15 protein-coding genes and 2 pseudogenes are annotated in these 19,144 nt (G+C 40.3%); 5 read left to right on the top strand and 12 right to left on the bottom strand.

Features of this window, described 5'->3' with window-relative positions:
* Positions 1-20 precede the first annotated feature (20 nt).
* The 3 genes from C3F34_RS07835 (at position 21) to C3F34_RS07825 (ending at position 3,339) form a co-directional block, all read left to right on the top strand.
* Positions 21-1,199, top strand: a complete 1,179-nt coding sequence (locus tag C3F34_RS07835) for a nuclease-related domain-containing protein (RefSeq protein ID WP_228155348.1) — start codon at positions 21-23, stop codon at positions 1,197-1,199.
* Between the two features lie 38 nt (positions 1,200-1,237).
* A protein-coding gene (locus C3F34_RS07830) for an IS4 family transposase (RefSeq protein ID WP_104442269.1) occupies positions 1,238-2,328 on the top strand; the annotation gives its coding sequence in 2 pieces (ribosomal slippage) (positions 1,238-1,778 and positions 1,778-2,328; 1,092 coding nt in all).
* Between the two features lie 3 nt (positions 2,329-2,331).
* Positions 2,332-3,339, top strand: a complete 1,008-nt coding sequence (locus tag C3F34_RS07825) for an AAA family ATPase (protein WP_228155347.1) — start codon at positions 2,332-2,334, stop codon at positions 3,337-3,339.
* 58 nt (positions 3,340-3,397) lie between these two features.
* Here C3F34_RS07825 and C3F34_RS07820 read toward each other — a convergent pair whose 3' ends face one another.
* The 4 genes and pseudogenes from C3F34_RS07820 to C3F34_RS07805 all read right to left on the bottom strand — a co-directional run bounded on the left by C3F34_RS07820 (position 3,398) and on the right by C3F34_RS07805 (position 7,546).
* Complete coding sequence (locus tag C3F34_RS07820) at positions 3,398-3,670, bottom strand: hypothetical protein (RefSeq protein WP_104441365.1); 273 nt, start codon at positions 3,668-3,670, stop codon at positions 3,398-3,400.
* Positions 3,671-3,711: 41 nt separating this feature from the next.
* Positions 3,712-6,549, bottom strand: a complete 2,838-nt coding sequence (locus C3F34_RS07815) for an SNF2-related protein (RefSeq protein ID WP_104441364.1) — start codon at positions 6,547-6,549, stop codon at positions 3,712-3,714.
* 95 nt (positions 6,550-6,644) lie between these two features.
* A pseudogene (locus tag C3F34_RS07810) lies at positions 6,645-7,097 on the bottom strand (HNH endonuclease); the annotation flags it as partial.
* Positions 7,085-7,546 (bottom strand): class I SAM-dependent methyltransferase, encoded by a 462-nt coding sequence (locus C3F34_RS07805; protein ID WP_104441363.1) that lies wholly within the window; start codon positions 7,544-7,546, stop codon positions 7,085-7,087. The pseudogene C3F34_RS07810 and the gene C3F34_RS07805, both read right to left, overlap by 13 nt.
* 317 nt (positions 7,547-7,863) lie before the next feature.
* Here C3F34_RS07805 and C3F34_RS07800 point away from each other — a divergent pair.
* Positions 7,864-8,938 (top strand): annotated as a pseudogene (locus C3F34_RS07800) (IS3 family transposase).
* 112 nt (positions 8,939-9,050) lie between these two features.
* On the opposite strand, the gene C3F34_RS07795 reads toward C3F34_RS07800, so the two are convergent.
* The 6 genes from C3F34_RS07795 to C3F34_RS07770 form a co-directional block, all read right to left on the bottom strand.
* Complete coding sequence (locus tag C3F34_RS07795; RefSeq protein ID WP_171284995.1) at positions 9,051-10,115, bottom strand: enoyl-CoA hydratase/isomerase family protein; 1,065 nt, start codon at positions 10,113-10,115, stop codon at positions 9,051-9,053.
* Between the two features lie 9 nt (positions 10,116-10,124).
* Positions 10,125-10,928: an enoyl-CoA hydratase gene (locus C3F34_RS07790; protein ID WP_016168770.1), complete on the bottom strand. Its 804-nt coding sequence runs from the start codon at positions 10,926-10,928 to the stop codon at positions 10,125-10,127.
* 90 nt (positions 10,929-11,018) lie between these two features.
* Positions 11,019-12,170: an acyl-CoA dehydrogenase family protein gene (locus C3F34_RS07785; protein WP_104442315.1), complete on the bottom strand. Its 1,152-nt coding sequence runs from the start codon at positions 12,168-12,170 to the stop codon at positions 11,019-11,021.
* A 93-nt stretch (positions 12,171-12,263) separates the two neighbouring features.
* Entirely contained in the window at positions 12,264-13,925 is a 1,662-nt protein-coding gene (locus C3F34_RS07780; RefSeq protein WP_044739129.1) for an AMP-binding protein, read from the bottom strand.
* Positions 13,926-14,010: 85 nt separating this feature from the next.
* Positions 14,011-14,901, bottom strand: a complete 891-nt coding sequence (mmsB, locus tag C3F34_RS07775) for a 3-hydroxyisobutyrate dehydrogenase (protein WP_044739130.1) — start codon at positions 14,899-14,901, stop codon at positions 14,011-14,013.
* 11 nt (positions 14,902-14,912) lie between these two features.
* Positions 14,913-16,430, bottom strand: a complete 1,518-nt coding sequence (locus tag C3F34_RS07770) for a CoA-acylating methylmalonate-semialdehyde dehydrogenase (RefSeq protein WP_044739131.1) — start codon at positions 16,428-16,430, stop codon at positions 14,913-14,915.
* Positions 16,431-16,598: 168 nt separating this feature from the next.
* Between C3F34_RS07770 and C3F34_RS07765 the strand changes: the two genes are divergently transcribed.
* Positions 16,599-17,480, top strand: coding sequence for a LysR family transcriptional regulator (locus C3F34_RS07765; protein WP_104441361.1), 882 nt, complete (start codon positions 16,599-16,601; stop codon positions 17,478-17,480).
* Between the two features lie 23 nt (positions 17,481-17,503).
* On the opposite strand, the gene C3F34_RS07760 is transcribed toward C3F34_RS07765, so the two are convergent.
* Entirely contained in the window at positions 17,504-17,968 is a 465-nt protein-coding gene (locus C3F34_RS07760; protein WP_016168776.1) for a surface-adhesin E family protein, read from the bottom strand.
* A gap of 160 nt (positions 17,969-18,128) precedes the next feature.
* Entirely contained in the window at positions 18,129-19,049 is a 921-nt protein-coding gene (locus C3F34_RS07755; protein WP_044739138.1) for a LysR family transcriptional regulator, read from the bottom strand.
* Positions 19,050-19,144 lie beyond the last annotated feature (95 nt).

Genomic DNA, 19,144 nt, shown 5'->3' with positions numbered 1-19,144 from the left:
TACACCAAATAAATATTCGAATGGCTAACTTTTTCCCAAGTTTAGAAATTATTGATCAACTCACGGTCAAACCAACTGAAGGTGAATCATTTCTTTTAAATAAACTGGCACAAGAATTAGATGACACATTCGATGTTTATTTCAATCCTTATCTTGATGGAGATCGTCCCGACTTCTTGATTTTAAAAAAAGGGCATGGTGCAATTATTATTGAAGTCAAAGACTGGGATATGTCAAATTATTTTATTGATAAAAATAATCATTGGCGCACAACTCACAATCCAAAAATAAGAACAAGCGCACCAATGCAACAAGCATTCAAATATAAGTCACATTTATTTGAACTCCATATACCCTCATTAGGTTTTGCAAATATATTAAATTCTAACTTTTATAAAACAATTCAATGCTTTGTATATTTACATACTACAACAAAAGATAGATTATCTGCACTATACGACCGTCCTATCAATGAAGTAAAACAACTTATAAATTCAGCAAATGAGCAAAAATACAGTTCAAAAAAATACCAACTAGAACGGGACAGATTTAATACGTTTGCTCAAGACAATATCTTTAGTTTAATTAAAAAAATAAATAGCCTTAAAAAAAATCCAATATTTCAAGATCATATTTACGATGATTTTACGAGAATTTTAATTCCACCAAAGCATTTTGAAGAACAAGGTCATTACTACACTTTTGATAAATATCAAAATAAGTTACTTGATAGTATTCCAAATACAAAAATGAAAATTAGAGGTGTTGCTGGTAGTGGAAAAACAACATTACTAGCCGAAAAAACTGCTCGCGCATTTAAGCGACACAATAGTACTGTGCTTGTGTTAACATATAACTTAGCTCTTCGGAACCTAATACGCGATAAAATTAAAAAAGCATTCCGCTTTAATGAGCTAGAGTTTGATAATAAATCAATTGAAATAAGCAACTATCATTATTTTTTTAAATCCCAACTAAACAATTTAGGCATCCCTTTTCCAACATCAAGTGATCAAGATGAGGATCTGGAAAACTTTGAAAATAATGAAATTCTTGACTTAGACTTTCAAGAACAATCAAATGCTGAAATTATTGGTATATCAAGCAAAGACTTATATGAAATTGAAAAAAGTGCCCGAGATGAAAAATTAGTTTTAGAAAATTTCCTTTGTACACGACAAAAAAAGACAACTCATTGAAATAATGGCATAATACTTGTTTTCTGACGACGAATATGATGACACATTTCAATGAGTTACATCTCATCTTAAACAAATATCTAAAGTGGAACAAGTCACGTGTAAAATGTTTTACACTGATTATGCTGGCATTAATTGTAAAACAGACATGTAATCTTTCTTCTGCATCTAAAGCCTTACCCATCACGTGCTTACCACAATCATTTTATCGACGTATACAACGCTTCTTTGCAGATCAGTATTTCGATTATCGTCAAATTTCTCAGTTAATTTTCAATATATTTTCATTCGATAAAGTCCAATTAACTTTGGATAGAACCAACTGGAAATGGGGAAAACGAGATATCAATATCTTGATGTTAGCCATCGTCTATCGTGGAATAGCGATACCTATTGTTTGGACATTGCTCAATAAACGTGGAAATTCAGATACAAAAGAGCGTATTGCTTTGATTCAACGCTTTATCTCCATTTTTGGTAAAGATCGTATTGTGAATGTGTTCGCAGACAGAGAATTTATCGGTGAGAAATGGTTTACATGGTTAATTGAAAATGACATTAACTTCTGTATACGTGTTAAAAAAACTTTATTGTGACCAATCACTTAGCCAAGAATCATAAAATTAGTGATTTATTTCGTCATCTTCAAGTTGGTCAAACAGAATGTCGTAAACGACGTATTTGGGTTGGTCGAGTGAAACTGTATATTAGTGCGCTACGATTAGAAGATGGAGAACTTTTACTTGTTGTTTCTCCTATGTTTAATGCTTCTGCTATTGGTGATTATGCATTACGCTGGGAAATCGAAACCTTATTTAGTTGTCTCAAAGGACGTGGATTCAATCTTGAAAATACTCGTTTAACAGACCCTAGACGAGTCAAGAAATTGATAGCAGTGCTAGCGATCGGTTTCTGTTGGTGCTATTTAACAGGTGAATGGCAACATGATCGAAAAAAAGCGATAAAACTAAAGAAGCATGGACGACTTTCAGTAAGTTTATTTCGCTACGGTTTGGACTATGTTCAGATGGCTATTCTACGTTTGATTGGTTTTGGAAAAAAAGAAGAATTTAAGAAAGTGCTAGCAATTTTAAGAAAGAAAAAGCCTGATAGGACAAGGGCCCTATGAAATTTGTCGTGTACAGAGGAAAATTTCTTTGAAATAGTATTTAAAACAGATCTGTTTAAAGAAGCTAATGAAAAGCCAATAAAGTACCAAACTATTTTTATTGATGAAGTTCAAGATTTTGAAGTAGAGTGGTTAGAAATCATAATTTCCAACTTCTTAGCAGAAGATGGCGAAATGGTATTATTCGGTGATCAAAATCAAAATATTTATAATAGACTAATTAACAAGCAGGACTATCCTGTTACACGTGGATTTGGTCATTGGAAAAATTTAAAAATCTCACATAGACAAGATGATAAGGATTTTGCTGATCTCTGTAATGCATATAAAGATACTTTTCTAAAGGAATATCCAGACCAGTTAGAGCATGACATTATTGAAAACCTAGCTTTTTCATTTTCAGATAAAAAGTATTTACAAATCCCTCAGGCAAATAGTATTCAAGCAATCTATGACTTTATCTTTCAGACATTAAAAATGTTAAGTCTTAGTCCAAACGATATTGCTATCCTTTCTTCAAAAATTGAATTTTTAAGAAATTTACAAAATAATTTTAAGTTTCAGAGAACAGATAGTACTTTTGAGACACCTACTGAATATGAAATGATTCAAAAAAAATTTGATGGAAAAGTTGAAACTTTTCTAAAAAAGAAAACTCAATTAGAAGAAAAACTACAGTCTTGTCATCCATCTGATATTAACCATATTCGCTCTGAAATCCAAAAATTAACGAGCTATATGAAAAATGCAGCAAAACAGAAATTAAAAGCACTAGATGAGTTTCGCAAACTCAAAAAAAGACATTTTAATGCCAATTCAGGTTTAATGAAGATTGCAACGACTCATAGCTTTAAAGGTTTTGAAGCTGATACCACTTTTCTGATCATTCAACCTAATGATAGTCCAGAAATTGTTTATGCTGGACTGACAAGAGCAGCAAACAACTTATATATTATTGATTTAGATACGAGCAACGTATATAAAAATTTCTTTGAGAAGCAACTTTCTTAAAACTCATAGAGCGAATAGAATTCAATAAATTCTATTCGCTCTTAGTTGAATTAAAAATTTAATTCTGTTTATTTCGTTCCAACTCTAATAAATCTGCATATTCAGGACGGTCTTTAAAGAAATCAAAAATTGTTGTTTCTTCAATACCTACTTCTTTCTGCTTTTTATTTATCTCAATTAATTCAGCTTTAATTTTATAAAAATCCTTAACTTTTTCTTCCTCAGCATAGTTTTTAGCATTTTCAGCCAGCTTTGCTGTTTTTTCTTCAAGTTTAGAAGCACCTTCAGCACACTTAGTTGCGAAGTTATTTAATTTATCTAAGATACCCATTTTACTCTCAATCTCAAAAGTTTTAATAATCCATTTTTATTTTAAACAACTTTCCATTGAACTATAAATAAGTTTTCAGCTTTGCTGGAACGATGCAACCTTTGTTCTAGTGCGTCAATCATTGCATCACGCTTATCCGCTATTTCATCTTCAACATCAAAAACTTGTTGTCTCATCCGTCGTTTTTCTTTTTCAGCTTTTTGTATTTCTTCCTGTAGTCGTTTTTCAGTTTCAATATCAAGTGCTTTTCGAGACTCTCGTTTAAGACTAGATATTTTTAACTTTATATCTTCAAGCATTTTTTCTACCGACAGTAAGCTATCTTCTGCCCACTGTTCCAACTTATCTCGCTCTTTTTTAAAAAAATCATCATTGAGTTCTAAAGCATGATTTAAAGCAACTTGGTATTGTTTATCTATATTGGCTTGAAATATGTCAGGGACCTTATCTGATATATCACAAGTAACTGTGGCATTGACTTGAAGTAATCGCTCACATAGGTCGTTATCTAAAACTTTGCCAGCATCTGTCATTGCAGTAATCACAAGATGTTGTTCTTCCTGAAAGGAATCTAAGCTTAATACCGTAATAGATAGCCAGCCCTTTTGCCCTTTTAACTCTTCCAGTAAAGTTACCTTTTGACCATACCGACTATAATCAAATTTGATCAGTTGTTTAGGTGTCGACAGTCCTTTAGCATTATCTAGTACAAATTCACCCAACGGGTGAGTTAAACGATAAATAAAGGTATTTTCAGGAATCCGCTCACCTTTACGTATAAGTTGATACTTCCCTGAAGGTGCATTCAAAACTGGAGATTTAGTTAAATCAAAACTTAGATTGTGGTCGTGAAATTTAGCAAATCTTTCAAGAATATACTTTGTTGATTGCCAAAATAACCGACTAATTTTATCTAGCTGAAATTCAGCTCGCTCTTTTTGAATCTTTAACAAATCATGAATATCTGCATCAAAATGCTCAAGTAATAATGCTTGAGTCCGTTTCATTTTTTCATTTATTTGTTCTTCAAGTTCATCTCTTAATTGCTTAAAGCTTTGTTCTATCTCTTCTGGACTGCGACACTGATCATAAATCTCAGAAATCCGCTTTTCAAAATTAATACCACTTTCAACCGTTCCTAAGATATCATTCGATGCACCAAATACACCATCAAACAATTGAAACTTATCCTTAAGCAACTCTAGAACTCGTTGATCTGCTTCATTTCTTTCATTTAAAAAATTTACAACAACAACATCAAACTCTTGTCCATAACGATGGCACCGCCCAATTCGTTGCTCTACACGTTGTGGATTCCAAGGCAAATCATAGTTAATAACCAATGAACAAAACTGTAAATTTACACCTTCAGCTGCTGCTTCAGTTGCAATCAATATTTCTGCATCATTTTTAAAAAAATCGATTAAAGCCGTGCGCCGATCAATTGCAGGAGAACCTGTAACATGATGACTTCCCATATATTTACCTAACCATTTTTGGTAAATACCTGTATTTATTGCAGATGTATTACTGCCATTAAATCCTATAACTTTCCCGTTATAACCACGAGCTTCTAGAAATGTGATTAAATACTCCTGCGTGCGTTTAGACTCAGTAAAAATAACAGCTTTTCGTTTAGCCCCCATTTCAAACATTCGAGCAAAACCTTGCTCAATAGCTGAAAGTAAAGCAAAAGTTTTACTGTCATCTTTAATTTTATAAGCTTGCTGTATATAACGTTCAATTTCTGCAATTTCAGATTTAATTAATTTGGTATCTATTTCTTCATGACCTATTTCATCATCCATGTCATCCAATAACTCTTCATCCATATCCTCATCAAGAATAAAATTACTTAACCAATCGTCATCTAAAGTCTGTTGTTCCAACAATTTTTGAAGACGTGCTTGAATTGCCTCTAATGTTGCGATTACAGCAGGAGTTGATGAAGCTAAAAGCTTTCTTAAAACAATTGAAATTAAATGCTTTTGTTGCTGAGGGAATGCATAACTTACATCTCTTTGTAAGTACTCACTGATTGAATCATATAAGCTTTGCTCATCATCAGTAGGCTTAAAAGGAACAGTTAGAGCATGGCGATTGGTATAAGGTACATATTCCAAAACATCTTTCCGCAATGTCCTTTGCATAAATTGCTGGATTCTTTTTTTCAGTGATTGAATATCGCCATCAACCACATATCGACTCCGGAATGCTTTCTCATCGCCGAACAAATGTTCATCAATAATTGTGCTGAGTCCGTACAATTCCATCAACGTATTTTGTAATGGCGTTGCTGTAAGTAATAGTTTTTTCTTACCCATTAAAGAACGTTTTAAACTATTTCCAATTTTATTAGTTGAACGATGTGCATTACGTAACTTATGCGCCTCATCAATCACAACCAGATCCCATGGAATTTGTGCTAAAGCATGTTCCATTCGATTTGCAAAAGGATAAGAAATAATTGAAATTTTTCCATTTTTAAATGGATCATAAATGCCATCTTTACGTGCCATGTTCCAAGTTTTTAAGTCTAAAACTTGGGTAGGTAAATTAAACTTATCTTGTAATTCTTGCGCCCATTGTTTTCGTAAAGATGCAGGACAAATAATTAACAAATTTCTACGTCTTTCTGCCCAATATTGACAAAGCACTAAAGCTGCTTCGATTGTTTTTCCTAAGCCGACTTCATCAGCTAAAATAACGCCTTTACTCAAAGGATTATTTAAAGCAAAAAGTGCTGCTTCAATTTGGTGAGGATTTACATCGACTTGAGCATCAAACAATGACTGAGATAAGCGATCAACATCTGATGCTGAACGTTTTTTTGTTATTTCCCATGCAAAATATTTTATTTGGTGGTTGGTATAAGTCATTATTTAAATATTGTTAAAAACTAGTATCTGATTTTGAATATAAATGTTTACAGGTTTTCTTCAATAGCTAAATGTTATTTTTACCATAAAATAGCTTATAAACAGCTCAAGATTTTTTTTGCGTTCCCACCCAACCAAACCAAATATTCATTCTCAATCGCTTGTTGATAGGCCCAATCTGCTACCCGATGCGAACGCTGCATATCGGTTAAAAAACCTAGTTGAGAAATCTCTTGACCGATCAGTCGATCATGTAAATGATTACGTTCTAACCATTGATTCAAAAACTCTTCCGAAGCCAAATAGTTACTTTTTAGTGAATTACATTTGTCATCTGCCAGCACAAAATTATGCCCAGTATCTGCTGGGTAAAGTGACCAGGGGATAAAGTGATCTACTACGTATTTATTATTTTTAAGGCTTTTCCCACAGTAGAAACACTGGCATTTTTGCAAATCAATCAGAAAGCTTGCAACTTGCCCCAGTTGGCTACGGTTGGGAGCAAACAGAAATTCATCCAAATCAGGCAGACCATCTAAGACAACAAGGTAAAGCTACGCCCATCTTTTTCACGATCTTGATTGCCATATTTAAAAGATATATAGCACACACCATTTGGCTTTAGTGCCGTTAAAATCCTGTCCAATACATCTGATAACTTCTCCCTCTCACAATGCAACAAAGAGGCACATGCCCAAATACCCTCATATTTTTCCTGTACAGACAATTCATAAAAACTATCCAACTGCACTGGTAGTCCTGTAAGCTGACGTGCTTTTGCAACCAACGCTTCTGAATAATCAATGGCCTCAACCTGATGACCCAAATTTTTAAAAGCCAGCGTATCTCGACCCGAGCCACACCCCAGGTCGAGAATAGAAGCATGTTCAGGTAGGTATCTTAAAAATGATTGGTACAAACCGGTCATGTCCACTTGATAAGTAGTATCAAAGAACTGGTCAGCATTTTGATTGTAGTAATATATTTTTTTATTCATAATCTTCTAATAAACAGACTTGGTATTCACTTTAAGTGAGTAATATAAGCATAGAATGGTAGCTACACACTAAGCTTGCAACCAATTTAATTAAAAATTAAAATAAGACAAATAGTTAAAGGCTAAAAAAGATGGCTTGTTGCCCCTTATGTAATAATGAACTCGATAATAAATACCTCAACTCTGCCATGGATGAACTTTCTCGGCATAAAGACTCACCTTTTTATTCTATAATTAGGCAATGTCGGTAATCCCCCCTAAAAATAATAGGACTTAAAAGTAGAATTTTCTCTTAAGATACAAGCAGGAGATTCTGCATGAAAACATCTAAATTTACTGACAGCCAGATCATGTCCATCTTGAAGCAAGCGGAGTCTGGTACACCTGTTGCGGCCCTTTGTCGTGAACATGGTATGAGTAATGCAACCTTCTATAAATGGCGTGCTAAATATGGCGGCATGGATACATCTTTGATGGCACGGCTGAAAGAGTTGGAAACAGAAAATACCAGACTGAAAAAAATGTATGCTGAAGAGCGATTAAAAGCAGAAATTATTCAGGAAGCGATGTCAAAAAAGTGGTAAAGCCATCTTGTCGACGTCAGATGGCTCAACAGGCAGTGGCCCAACATGCTGTTAGTATCCGTTTAGCTTGCACTGCATTTGGCATAAGTGAAACCTGCTACCGTTATCAGGCTAGACTCAGTGATGACAATGTGCTCATTGCAGAACGGCTCATTGAACTCACTGAGGAAAATACCGATTGGGCTTTGGTCTATGCTTCTCGTATTTACGGCATGTTGAGAGTCACTGCTGGAATCACAAGCGGGTTTATCGCATTTACTGTGAGTTGGCACTGAATCTGCGTATTAAACCGAGAAGAAGACTAAAACGACATGTGCCTGAACCACTGAAAGAGCCAATACGTGCAAATCAGGTTTGGTCACTGGATTTTATGCATGATCAACTTTCCGATGGTCGCAAGTTTCGATTATTGAATGTGATTGATGATTACCGCCGCGAAGGCCTAGCCATTGAAGCAGGGTTCTCATTGCCCACAATTAGGGTCATTCGTACGTTGAATCAATTGCTGGAGTGGAGAGAAAAACCGTTAGTGATCCGATGTGATAATGGCCCCGAGTTTATCAGTCACGAATTTGTGCGCTGGGCTACTGAGCACGGTATTCGTATTGAATATATTCAACCGGGTAAGCCACAGCAGAATGCGTATATTGAACGATATAATCGGACTATACGTTATAGTTGGCTGAGCAAGCATTTGTTTGATACGTTAGAAGAAGTTCAGGATTACGCAACTGATTGGCTGTGGCATTACAATCATGAAAGACCACACCAAGCTAACAAAGGAAGGCCACCTCTAATGGCTGCTTAACCTCTACTTTTAACTTCGGTTATTTATGGGAGGATTACCATGCTATACCCACCCAATAAAAAATCCCCCAACAAAGGAGGATTTCATCATTAGCACGTAGAAAAATAGGGGCTTATACTGATGCACTCATCTGCTTTTGCTGGCGTGAAGGTGGTAAAAGCTCTTCAAACATCTGCATCAGTTTAGGGTTTTCAGTTTGCCATTTCGGTTGCTTGTCCTTATCAATCAGCAAAGCCCGTACACCTTCAATCATGTCGCCCTGCTCAAACCAGATATCTTGTAAATCCCGTTCTAACTGCATACATTGCTCTAAAGATAGCCCCCGCCCAACATGCTGTAGCTTTAGACTGATTTGCTTGGCCAACAAAGAGCGTTGCTGCAAGTTTGCTAAAATTTTTTCAGCCCAATCTATATAGTCACTTTCTAATGTATTGGCTAGGCTGTCTTCAATTTGAGCCAATTCAGTATGTGAAAAATGCTGCCGAATGGCATCTTCATATTGTTTTAATTCACTGGGCACAGGTTCTTTTAAATAACGCACAATCATCTGCTCAATTAACTGTTGATTCAACTGTGGTGCCTGTGCCAACTCAGTTTGCAACTGCGCCAAGTGATCACTCGGCACCAAATAATCAATTAAATCTAAATGCAAGGCATCGCTACTACTGATTTGTTCACCCGTCACCGCCATATACACGCCGATATCGTCTAAACGAGACAGGAAATGGGTTGCACCCACATCGGGGAAAAAGCCAATTGCAGTTTCTGGCATGGCAAAACGAGATTTCTCACTACTAACAATAATCTGGCAAGCTTGTGCCAAACCAAAACCACCACCCAAGACATAGCCATCTAAAAACACCACGACAGGTTTCGCATATTGGCGCAGGCTTTTTAGCATGTGATATTCATCGGCAAAATAGCGCTGATAATTGGCGGTTCCATTTTGATAGCTGTCATAGAGGAAACGAATATCTCCGCCTGCACAAAAGGCTTTCGGGCTATTGGAGTTAATCAAGACGGCTTGAACCTGATCGTCCTCGCGCCATTGTTCTAACTGCTGACTAATGCCATGAATCATGCTTAAGGACAGTGCATTCAGATGACTCGCTCGATCTAGCGTAATCACGCCTAAATGCCCTTGGATGCTAATCTGTAAATTATTTTCCATGCGCAGACTCCTTATTTATTGATTTTTAAATTGGGCTGGTCGCTTTTCCACAAAGGCTTTCATGCCTTCTTTTTGGTCTACAGTTGCAAAAATGGAATGGAAAGTACGACGTTCAAAGCGTAATCCTTCACTTAAGCTCACTTCAAAGGCGCGATTAATGCTTTCTTTAATCATCATGGTGGCAGTCAGAGATCGCTGTGCTATTTTCTCCGCAGCCTCTAAGGTATAGGCTAATAATTCCTCTTTCGGTAGCACACGCGCCACTAAACCACTTTGTTCTGCCTCAAGCGCGCCCATTTGCCGTGCGGTTAAACACATTTCCATGGCTTTGGCTTTACCCAAGGCCAAAGTTAAACGCTGCGTTCCGCCAATACCTGGAATCACCCCCAGAGTTACTTCAGGCAAACCAAACTTGGCATTATCCGCACAATAGATAAAATCGCACATCAAAGCTAACTCGCAGCCGCCCCCCAGTGCATAGCCACTCACCGCAGCAATCAAAGGTTTACGACGCTGCGCAATCCGATCTGCCAAATGGAAAAAATCATCAAAATAGATATTCGGAAAATTCAGCTCGGCCATTTCTTTAATATCAGCCCCCGCGGCAAAGGCTTTTTCAGAACCTGCCAACACCATACAGCCAATTTCAGCATCGCGTTCAAACTGGTCTAAGGCTTGGTTAATTTCGGCAATCAGTTGACTGTTCAAAGCATTCAACGCTTGAGGACGATTCAAGGTAATGACCCCGACACCCTTGCGCTTTTCAACTAAAATCGTGTCCCACTGTAAGTCTTCAATGAATGTTTTTTCCCACTGCATGTTGCGATCCTTCTTCTATAGACCAATACACATATCTCTTTCACATCTCGTGATCACTCACATGTGCAAGGGTCAGTTTCGATATTGGGTTTATAAACTACGGGCAATCACCAAGCGTTGAATATCACTGGTACCCTCGTAAATCTGACAAATCCGAGCATCACGATAAATCCGCTCAATCGGAAAATCTTTCAAATAGCCATAACCACCAAAGATTTGTAAGGCATTTGAACAGACCCGCTCGGTCATTTCAGAGGCAAACAACTTCGCCATCGACGCTTCGGTTAAACATGGTTGACCCGCTTCTTTTAAACGCGCCGCCTGATGTACCAACTGACGTGCTGCGGCAATTTCTGTTGCCATACTGGCCAATCGGAACGACACTGCTTGCTGCTCAAAAATTGGCTTCCCAAAAGCTACACGCTCTTTAGCATAACGGGTGGCTTCTTCCAAAGCGGCTCGTGCCAATCCAACGGCTTGAGCAGCAATGCCAATGCGTCCGCCCTCCAAATTAGACAAGGCAATTTTTAAACCTTCGCCTTCTTTACCCAACAACATACTTTTGTGCACGCGCACATCAGTCAAAGCAATTTGGCAAGTGTCAGAGGCATGTAAACCCAATTTTTCTTCGACCCGAATGACTTCGTAGCCAGGTGTATTACGCGGGACTAAAAAAGCACTCATGCCTTTTTTCCCTGCGCTAGGATCGGTCACGGCAAACACAATAATCACACCTGCGTTATGCCCTGAAGTAATAAATTGCTTGGCACCATTGATAATGTAATGGTCACCATCTTTCACAGCGCGGGTTTTAATGGCTGCGGCATCGGAACCAGTGTGTGGTTCAGTCAGTGCAAAAGCCCCGATCATTTCCCCTTTGGCTAAAGGCACCAGAAATTGCTGCTTTTGCTCTTCGGTACCAAATTTCAAAATCGGCACACAACCCACCGAATTATGCACACTCATAATCGCCGATGTTGCACCATCCGCAGCGGCAATTTCTTCCAACGCCAGTACATAGGCCAAGTTGCCTGTTGCCGAACCACCCCATTCTTCAGGCACCAACATCCCCATAAAACCCAGTTGCCCCATTTGCTGTAAGGCTTGGGCTGGGAAAGTACCCTGTCGATCCCACTCACTGGCATAGGGTTTAATTTGTTCTTGGGCAAAACTTTTTGCCATGTCCTGAATCAAGAGTTGTTCTTCAAAAAATATACCTTGTCGATCCCACTCACTGGCCATCGGTTTTATCTGGTCGTGATCAAAACTTTTTACCATATCCTGCATGTGAGCTTGTCCTTCAGTGAATTGCATAATTTCTTTCCTTACAATATCTTAGCTTGCAGCAGTCGCCGTTGTTTGTTGCTTGGCAATTTCCTGATTGCGCAGTAAAAAACGCTGAATTTTTCCACTTGGGGTTTTTGGAAGTTCAGTCACAAACTCAATCAAACGCGGATAAGCATGAGCAGATAAGCGCTTCTTCACAAATTGGCTCAGTTCATTTTCAAGCTCAGCGCTGGCTGCACTTTCACCTGATAAAATCACAAAAGCTTTAATCACTTCTGTGCGCTCAGGGTCAGGTACACCAATCACGGCGGCTTCAATCACTGCATCATGTTCCAACAAGGCACTTTCCACATCAAATGGCCCCACACGATAGCCCGATGTGGTAATCACATCATCACTGCGTCCGACAAAACTCATGCTGCCATCGGCATGTATTTCAGCGGTATCACCCGTTAAATAATAATGTCCAATAAATGGCGATTTACGACTTTCTTGATAACCACCAAACCACATCATCGGAGACTGACTTATGTCTACCGCTAAAATTCCTGGGGTATCTGCACCCAGTTCATTGCCCTGTTCATCTAGTGCCACAACACGATAGCCGGGACTGGCAAAACCTGCCGAGCCTGCTCGAACCTCATGTTCCAATGCATGATGATTACACACCACCATCCCAACTTCAGTCTGGCCATAATGGTCATAGATTGGTGCATCTAATACTTGTTTGAACCAGCGAAACACTTCAGGATTCAATGGCTCACCTGCACTGCTGACCACACGGAATTTGCCATGTAATTTCGCCATTTGCTTCGGATCAGCCGCCATCATCATACGGTAGGCTGTGGGTGCACCTGCCAAGTTATTCACGCCATAGTCATTTACAATCTGACATAGACTGTCGGCAGTAAATGCGCCTTCATAAAAAATGGTCGGATGACCCAATAAGAGCGGACCAGTGATGCCGTAATACAATCCATAGGCCCACCCCGGATCAGCAATATTCCAAAACGAATCTTCAGCTCTTAAACCAATTGCATCTTGCATATAGCCACCAAATGCAATCAGCGCTTTGAGTGGCACTTGTAAGGGTTTAGCAGGGCCTGTCGTGCCTGATGTAAACATCAACAAGAATGGATCTTGGATGTTCATCATCTCCAATTCGCACTGATCAGACTGACGATTAACTTCTGCCCAAAAGCTATAATCCCCTTGATACAGCCCTGTGCCTTTGGCTCCCGTGACCGTTACAATTGCAGGGCAACCCTCTACGTCGTGCAATTTTTCACGATTGCCCACATCGGTCACCACCAGTTTACTTTGTGCCAACTGTAAGCGGTGCTCAATCGCTTTCGGGCCAAACGCAGTAAATAAAGGTTGATAGACCGCACCAATCCGCCATGCCGCTAAAATGGTAATAATCAGCTCTGGGGTACGTGGCAATAAGCCCGATACACGGTCACCTTTAGACACCCCTTGCGACTTTAAAAAGTTGGCAAATTGGCTGGCACGTTGTTGTAACTCTCGAAAGGTATATTGCTCTTTACGACCATCTTTACCCTGCCAAAACAAGGCAATCCGCCCCGGCAAAGCATGTCGATCGCAACATTCATAACATGCATTCAGTGCATCGATTGAACCTGATAGAAACCGTTGCGCAGCCTGTTGCAAATCAAAATTTTGCTGCGCTTGTTGATAATTTGAAGCCATCCTTTCACCTCAGTCACATTTTTGTTATTCACGACAAGGGTTTTTTTATAGGGTGCATTCATTGCACCCTTTCATTTCTTTTAAATCAATTTTCTCGGGGTAAATACTGCTGGATAATGCTAGAAAAATCTAAATGCGCATTGCCTTGCAAACACAATTGTTGATAGAGCTGCTGTGCCAAACCACCGAGTAATACAGGTTGCTTGACTTGGCCTGCCGCTTCAATGGCCAAACCTAAATCTTTAAGCATGAGTTGTGAGGCAAAACCGTCGGTATAACCTCGTCCTGCGGGTGCATTCGGGCTAATATCGGGCCAAGGATTACAGATTTCCGAACTCCAGCAACGACCACTTGAACTATTGATCACGCCTGCCAGCGCATGGGTATCAATGCCCAATCGACTGCCCAAAGCCATGCCTTCTGCCACGGCCGCCATAGAAATACCGAGAATCATGTTATTGCAAATTTTAGCAATTTGCCCTGCACCCACCGCACCACAGTGCACCGTATTTTTGCCCATAAAGCTTAAAATCGGCTGCACGCGCTCATAGGTCACGTCATCAGCACCAACCATAAAGGTCAAGGTCCCCGCTTTGGCACCAATGGTGCCACCAGACACAGGCGCATCGCAGACTTGAACCTGATGCTTCAAACCCTCAGCAGCAACATCTTTAATGGTTTGCGGGTCGATGGTACTAGAGTCAATACAGAGACTACCTGCACGCATTACCGCCAGAATTCCCGTCTCACCCAAATACACGTCACGTACATGCTTAGCTGCGGGCAACATACTGATGACCACATCTGCCTGCTCAGCCGCAGCTTGGGGGCTGTCACAGACGATTCCGCCACTTTCGGAAAACTGCTGCAAAGCTTTTTCACTTAGGTCATAACCTAACACCGTTTGCCCTGCTTTGAGCAGGTTCTGTGCCATCGAACCGCCCATATTCCCTAAACCAATGAAAGCTATTTTCATCTCGCTACTCCTTAGCGTAAACTGATGGTGGTATTGACTTCCCCTGCTTCTTGACTGTCTTCAAACCAACGACTGGTAATGGTTTTGGTTTGCGTATAGAACTGTACCGCCTGTTTACCATAAGGGCCTAAGTCACCGAGCTTTGAGCCACGTGAACCTGTAAAGCTAAAGAATGGCACAGGGACTGGAATTGGGATATTAATGCCCACTTGACCAATATCAATACGGTTTTGGAAAGTCCGTGCTACTGCCCCACTTTGGGTAAATAAGCCCACACCATTACCAAATGGATTGGCATTGACCAGTTCAATCGCCTCATCCAAAGTCTCCACACAGAGAATCGTGAGTACTGGCCCAAAGATTTCTTCTTTATAAATACGCATATCCGTGGTGACATTGCTAAACACCGTTGCCCCAACAAAGTTGCCATTTTCATAGCCTTTGACTTGAATATCACGACCATCCAATAACAATTCAGCACCTTGTTCTACACCACTGTTAATTAAATCAATCACACGGGCTTTAGCACGCGGTGAAATCACAGGACCAATGTCCGTATTTGGCTCATGTCCCGCATTCACACTCAAGGTTTTGGCTTTTGCCACCAATTCATTGATCCAGTGTTTACTGTCACCGACCATGACTGCAACTGAAAGCGCCATGCAACGTTGCCCTGCCGCACCAAAGGCTGCACCGACCATGGCATTTAAGGTTTGTTCTTTATTCGCATCGGGCATCACGACCACATGGTTTTTCGCACCCATCATCGATTGCACGCGCTTGCTATGTTGACCCGCCAAGTTATAGACATGCGTGCCGACAGCAGTCGAACCCACAAAGGAAATGGCTTTGATGTCTTGATGGGTACACAGCGCATCGACCACCTCTTTGCCGCCATGCACCACATTCAGTACGCCTGCGGGAATACCTGCTTCGATTGCCAACTCGACCAACATCATGGTGGAGAGCGGATCTTGTTCAGATGGCTTCAAAACAAAGGTATTACCGCAGACGATTGCCATGGGAAACATCCACAAAGGAATCATCGCAGGAAAGTTAAACGGGGTAATCCCCGCACAGACACCTAAAGGTTGTTGCAAGGTATAAGTATCTACGCCACGTGCCACCCCTTCGGTATATTCGCCCATTTGCAACGTGCCAATTGAACACGCATGTTCCACCACTTCCAAACCACGCTGAATATCACCTTCCGCATCCGCCAAGGTTTTGCCCTGTTCAGCAGTGAGTACCTGTGCAATTTTCTTGGCATTGGCACGAATGAGTTCCTGCAATTTCAACATAATGCGCATTCGGGCTTGAATCGGGGTTTCTCGCCAACTGGCAAATGCCGCTTTTGCCGAAGCAATTGCAGACTGTACTTCTTCAGGTGTTGCAAAAGGGACTAAACCAATGACTTCTTGAGTTGCTGGATTAACAATGTCTTGCCATTGCTGGGTTTTAGACTCGACAAACTCACCGTTAATCAATAATTTAGCTGTTGATAATTGGATCTTAGAAACCGTATTCATAACCTCTCCATAGGCATTCATTTTTATTGTGTTGCTGCTGAACCCTACGACTTAAACCGTATGTTCAATTTGTGATTTTCAAATCAGACTAGCAAAGAAAACTTTGACCACCAATGCAGATTGGTGCACGATGGTTGTGCAATTTTGCACAGGATGTGGAAAATAAAAATGAAAGTAGATTGGGATCATCTGCAATTTTTTTTGGTCTTGGCACGTGCCAAAACATTGACCAATGCAGCACGGATTATTGGGGTTGAACACAGTACTGTGGCTCGACGGATACAGTCTTTAGAAGTCACGTTAGGTACACCCTTATTTAAACGTGAAGCCACAGGATATGAACTTACTGTCGATGGTATGGCACTGGTGCCGCGCGTAGAGCAAATGGAACAGGCTTTTTTGCAAATTCAAAAACCGCAACAGCCACTTGAAGGTCGCGTGCGAATTGGTGCACCCGAAGGTTTTGGCACAGCGTTTTTGACCCAGTTATTGGCAGAACTGTCGCAGCAATTTCCGCTGCTCACGATCGACCTGATTCCTGTTCCCAAGATGATGAAGCTGTCACATCGTGAAGCGGATATCGTGATTTCGATTGATCGTCCGAAATCGGGTCCTTATATCATTACCCGACTGACCGATTATTGTTTAAAAATTTACGGCAGCAAAAGCTATCTGGCACAATATCCGCCTATACAGCGCATGGAAGATTTAGCAACCCATCGTTTTGTGAATTATATTGAGGATCTGATTTATAGCTCAGAACTGTATTGTTTGGAACGCCTGCCGATTCCACTGACCGCCAATTTTCGCAGTAGTAGTATTTTAGCTCAGCAAATTGCGGTCAATGCAGGTGCAGGCTTGGCCATCTTGCCGCAATTTCTGGCCCATAATCAGCCCAATTTAGAACAAGTGCTGGCCGAGCAGGTGCGCTTCACCCATACCTTTTGGATGCTGACTTTTGTCGATTTACAACACGAGCCACGGATTAAATTGGTCTGGGATTATCTACGTAAACAGGCAGACCTTAATCAATGCATTCTTATGGATTAAAGCTGACGAAGTTGATTGCTTGATCAGTATTCTCCCATTGCAATACGTCGGGTGAGCTGTTCCAGACGATCGACTTTCTGACTTTGTGGCAAAACACGGCAGACCATTGCAGCAGTATAATCGAGTGCAGTATTGGGAATAATCGGGCGAGCCTGACTGGCAGCATAATTCTGGCTACTCATTAAGGAACCATTTTTCTTGAAATTAGCCGAGGAGCGAATGCTATATTGTTCACTCTCACAGCCCACACGGTACAAGGCCAAGGAATAATCACCCAGTTCCAAGCCATCTTTTTCTTTGTCATTTTTAATTAAATACTTGACCCAGTATTCAACTTCATTGCTTTTTGCATCAAGTACTCTCACCCGATTAAAATCGACATAAATATATTGCGAGTGATCATAATTTGCATTGACGTAGGTCCACTCGGCACATGCAAACACACTCCAAAATAAACTGACAAAACTGATCAGCACACGATTTAACACAATACTATCCCCCCAGATAGGCGCAAGGGATTATAGCAACTCCACCGCTTAAATCACATGATAAAATCAAACTAAGATACTGAAATAATTAAATTAATATAAATTTTATTTCAGCATTTTCAGCACAGATTCAGTGATATTACTATGACTGGTTGGCACTCTAAATCGACTCTGAGGAATATTTAGCACCCTGATGGCAAACCATTTGTAAAATGCTGGCGAAATTAATCGCCAGTTGGGTGGCTAAATGCTGCTTATAAATTACAGCCAGCCCAACTGTAGGTACAGGCTCGGCAAAAGGCCGATACACCACGCCCTGAATTTGTAATTGCTGCGAAGATTCTGGCACCATCGATACCCCCAAATTAGCCGCCACCAAAGATAAAATCGAGACAATCTGTGGTGCACTCTGACCCATTTTGGGTTCAAAGCCTGCTTGCTGACAGGCATCAGTCACCGCATCATATAAGCCTGCACTGACGCTGCGCGGGGACAAAATCATTTCATGTTCACGTAAGCAGGTCACCTGTAACGGTTGTTCACCCTGCGCTAAATCACGACGTACAGAAACCGCGGCTATTAATGCTTCATTCAACAACTGTTGCATGGCTAAACTGCTATGAATTTGTCGCGGTGGCCGAATAATGGCAATATCTAGTCGGTCTTCCAGTACATAGTCAATTAATTTGAGGGAATTGGCTTCTTCTAGTTTTAACCCAACTTGGGGATACTGCTGCTGATAACGACGAATGCTTTCTGGAATTAGAGGGTTCAGCATTGAAGTACCTGTAAAGCCCAAACGCAACTGTCCCACTTCACCATTAGCAACATGGCGTGCCAACTGAATCGCATCATCCAATTGATGTTGTAACGGTTCCACCGCAGTGAGAAAAGCTTGTCCAACTTCGGTCAGCACCACTCCCTGCGAAGTTCGTAAAAACAGCTCTGCGCCAATACTCTCTTCCAAATCACGAATTTGCATACTCAAGGGCGGCTGACTCATACACAAGCGTTGTGCCGCACGGGTAAAGTTTTTTTCTTCTGCCACGGTTAAGAAGTAGCGAATATGGCGCAGCTCAATATTCATATATAAAACATATATTGCTATAGACTTAAATATATTAGAAGGATGACCTTCTCGCTGCTAGGCTTATTCTGTAAATCATCATGTTAGCC

It is taken from the genome of Acinetobacter sp. ACNIH2 (assembly GCF_002934965.1).
GTDB classification, from domain to species: domain Bacteria; phylum Pseudomonadota; class Gammaproteobacteria; order Pseudomonadales; family Moraxellaceae; genus Acinetobacter; species Acinetobacter tandoii.
Note: the sequence above shows the minus strand (reverse complement) of the source record. Positions and strands in the feature narration are given on the sequence as shown.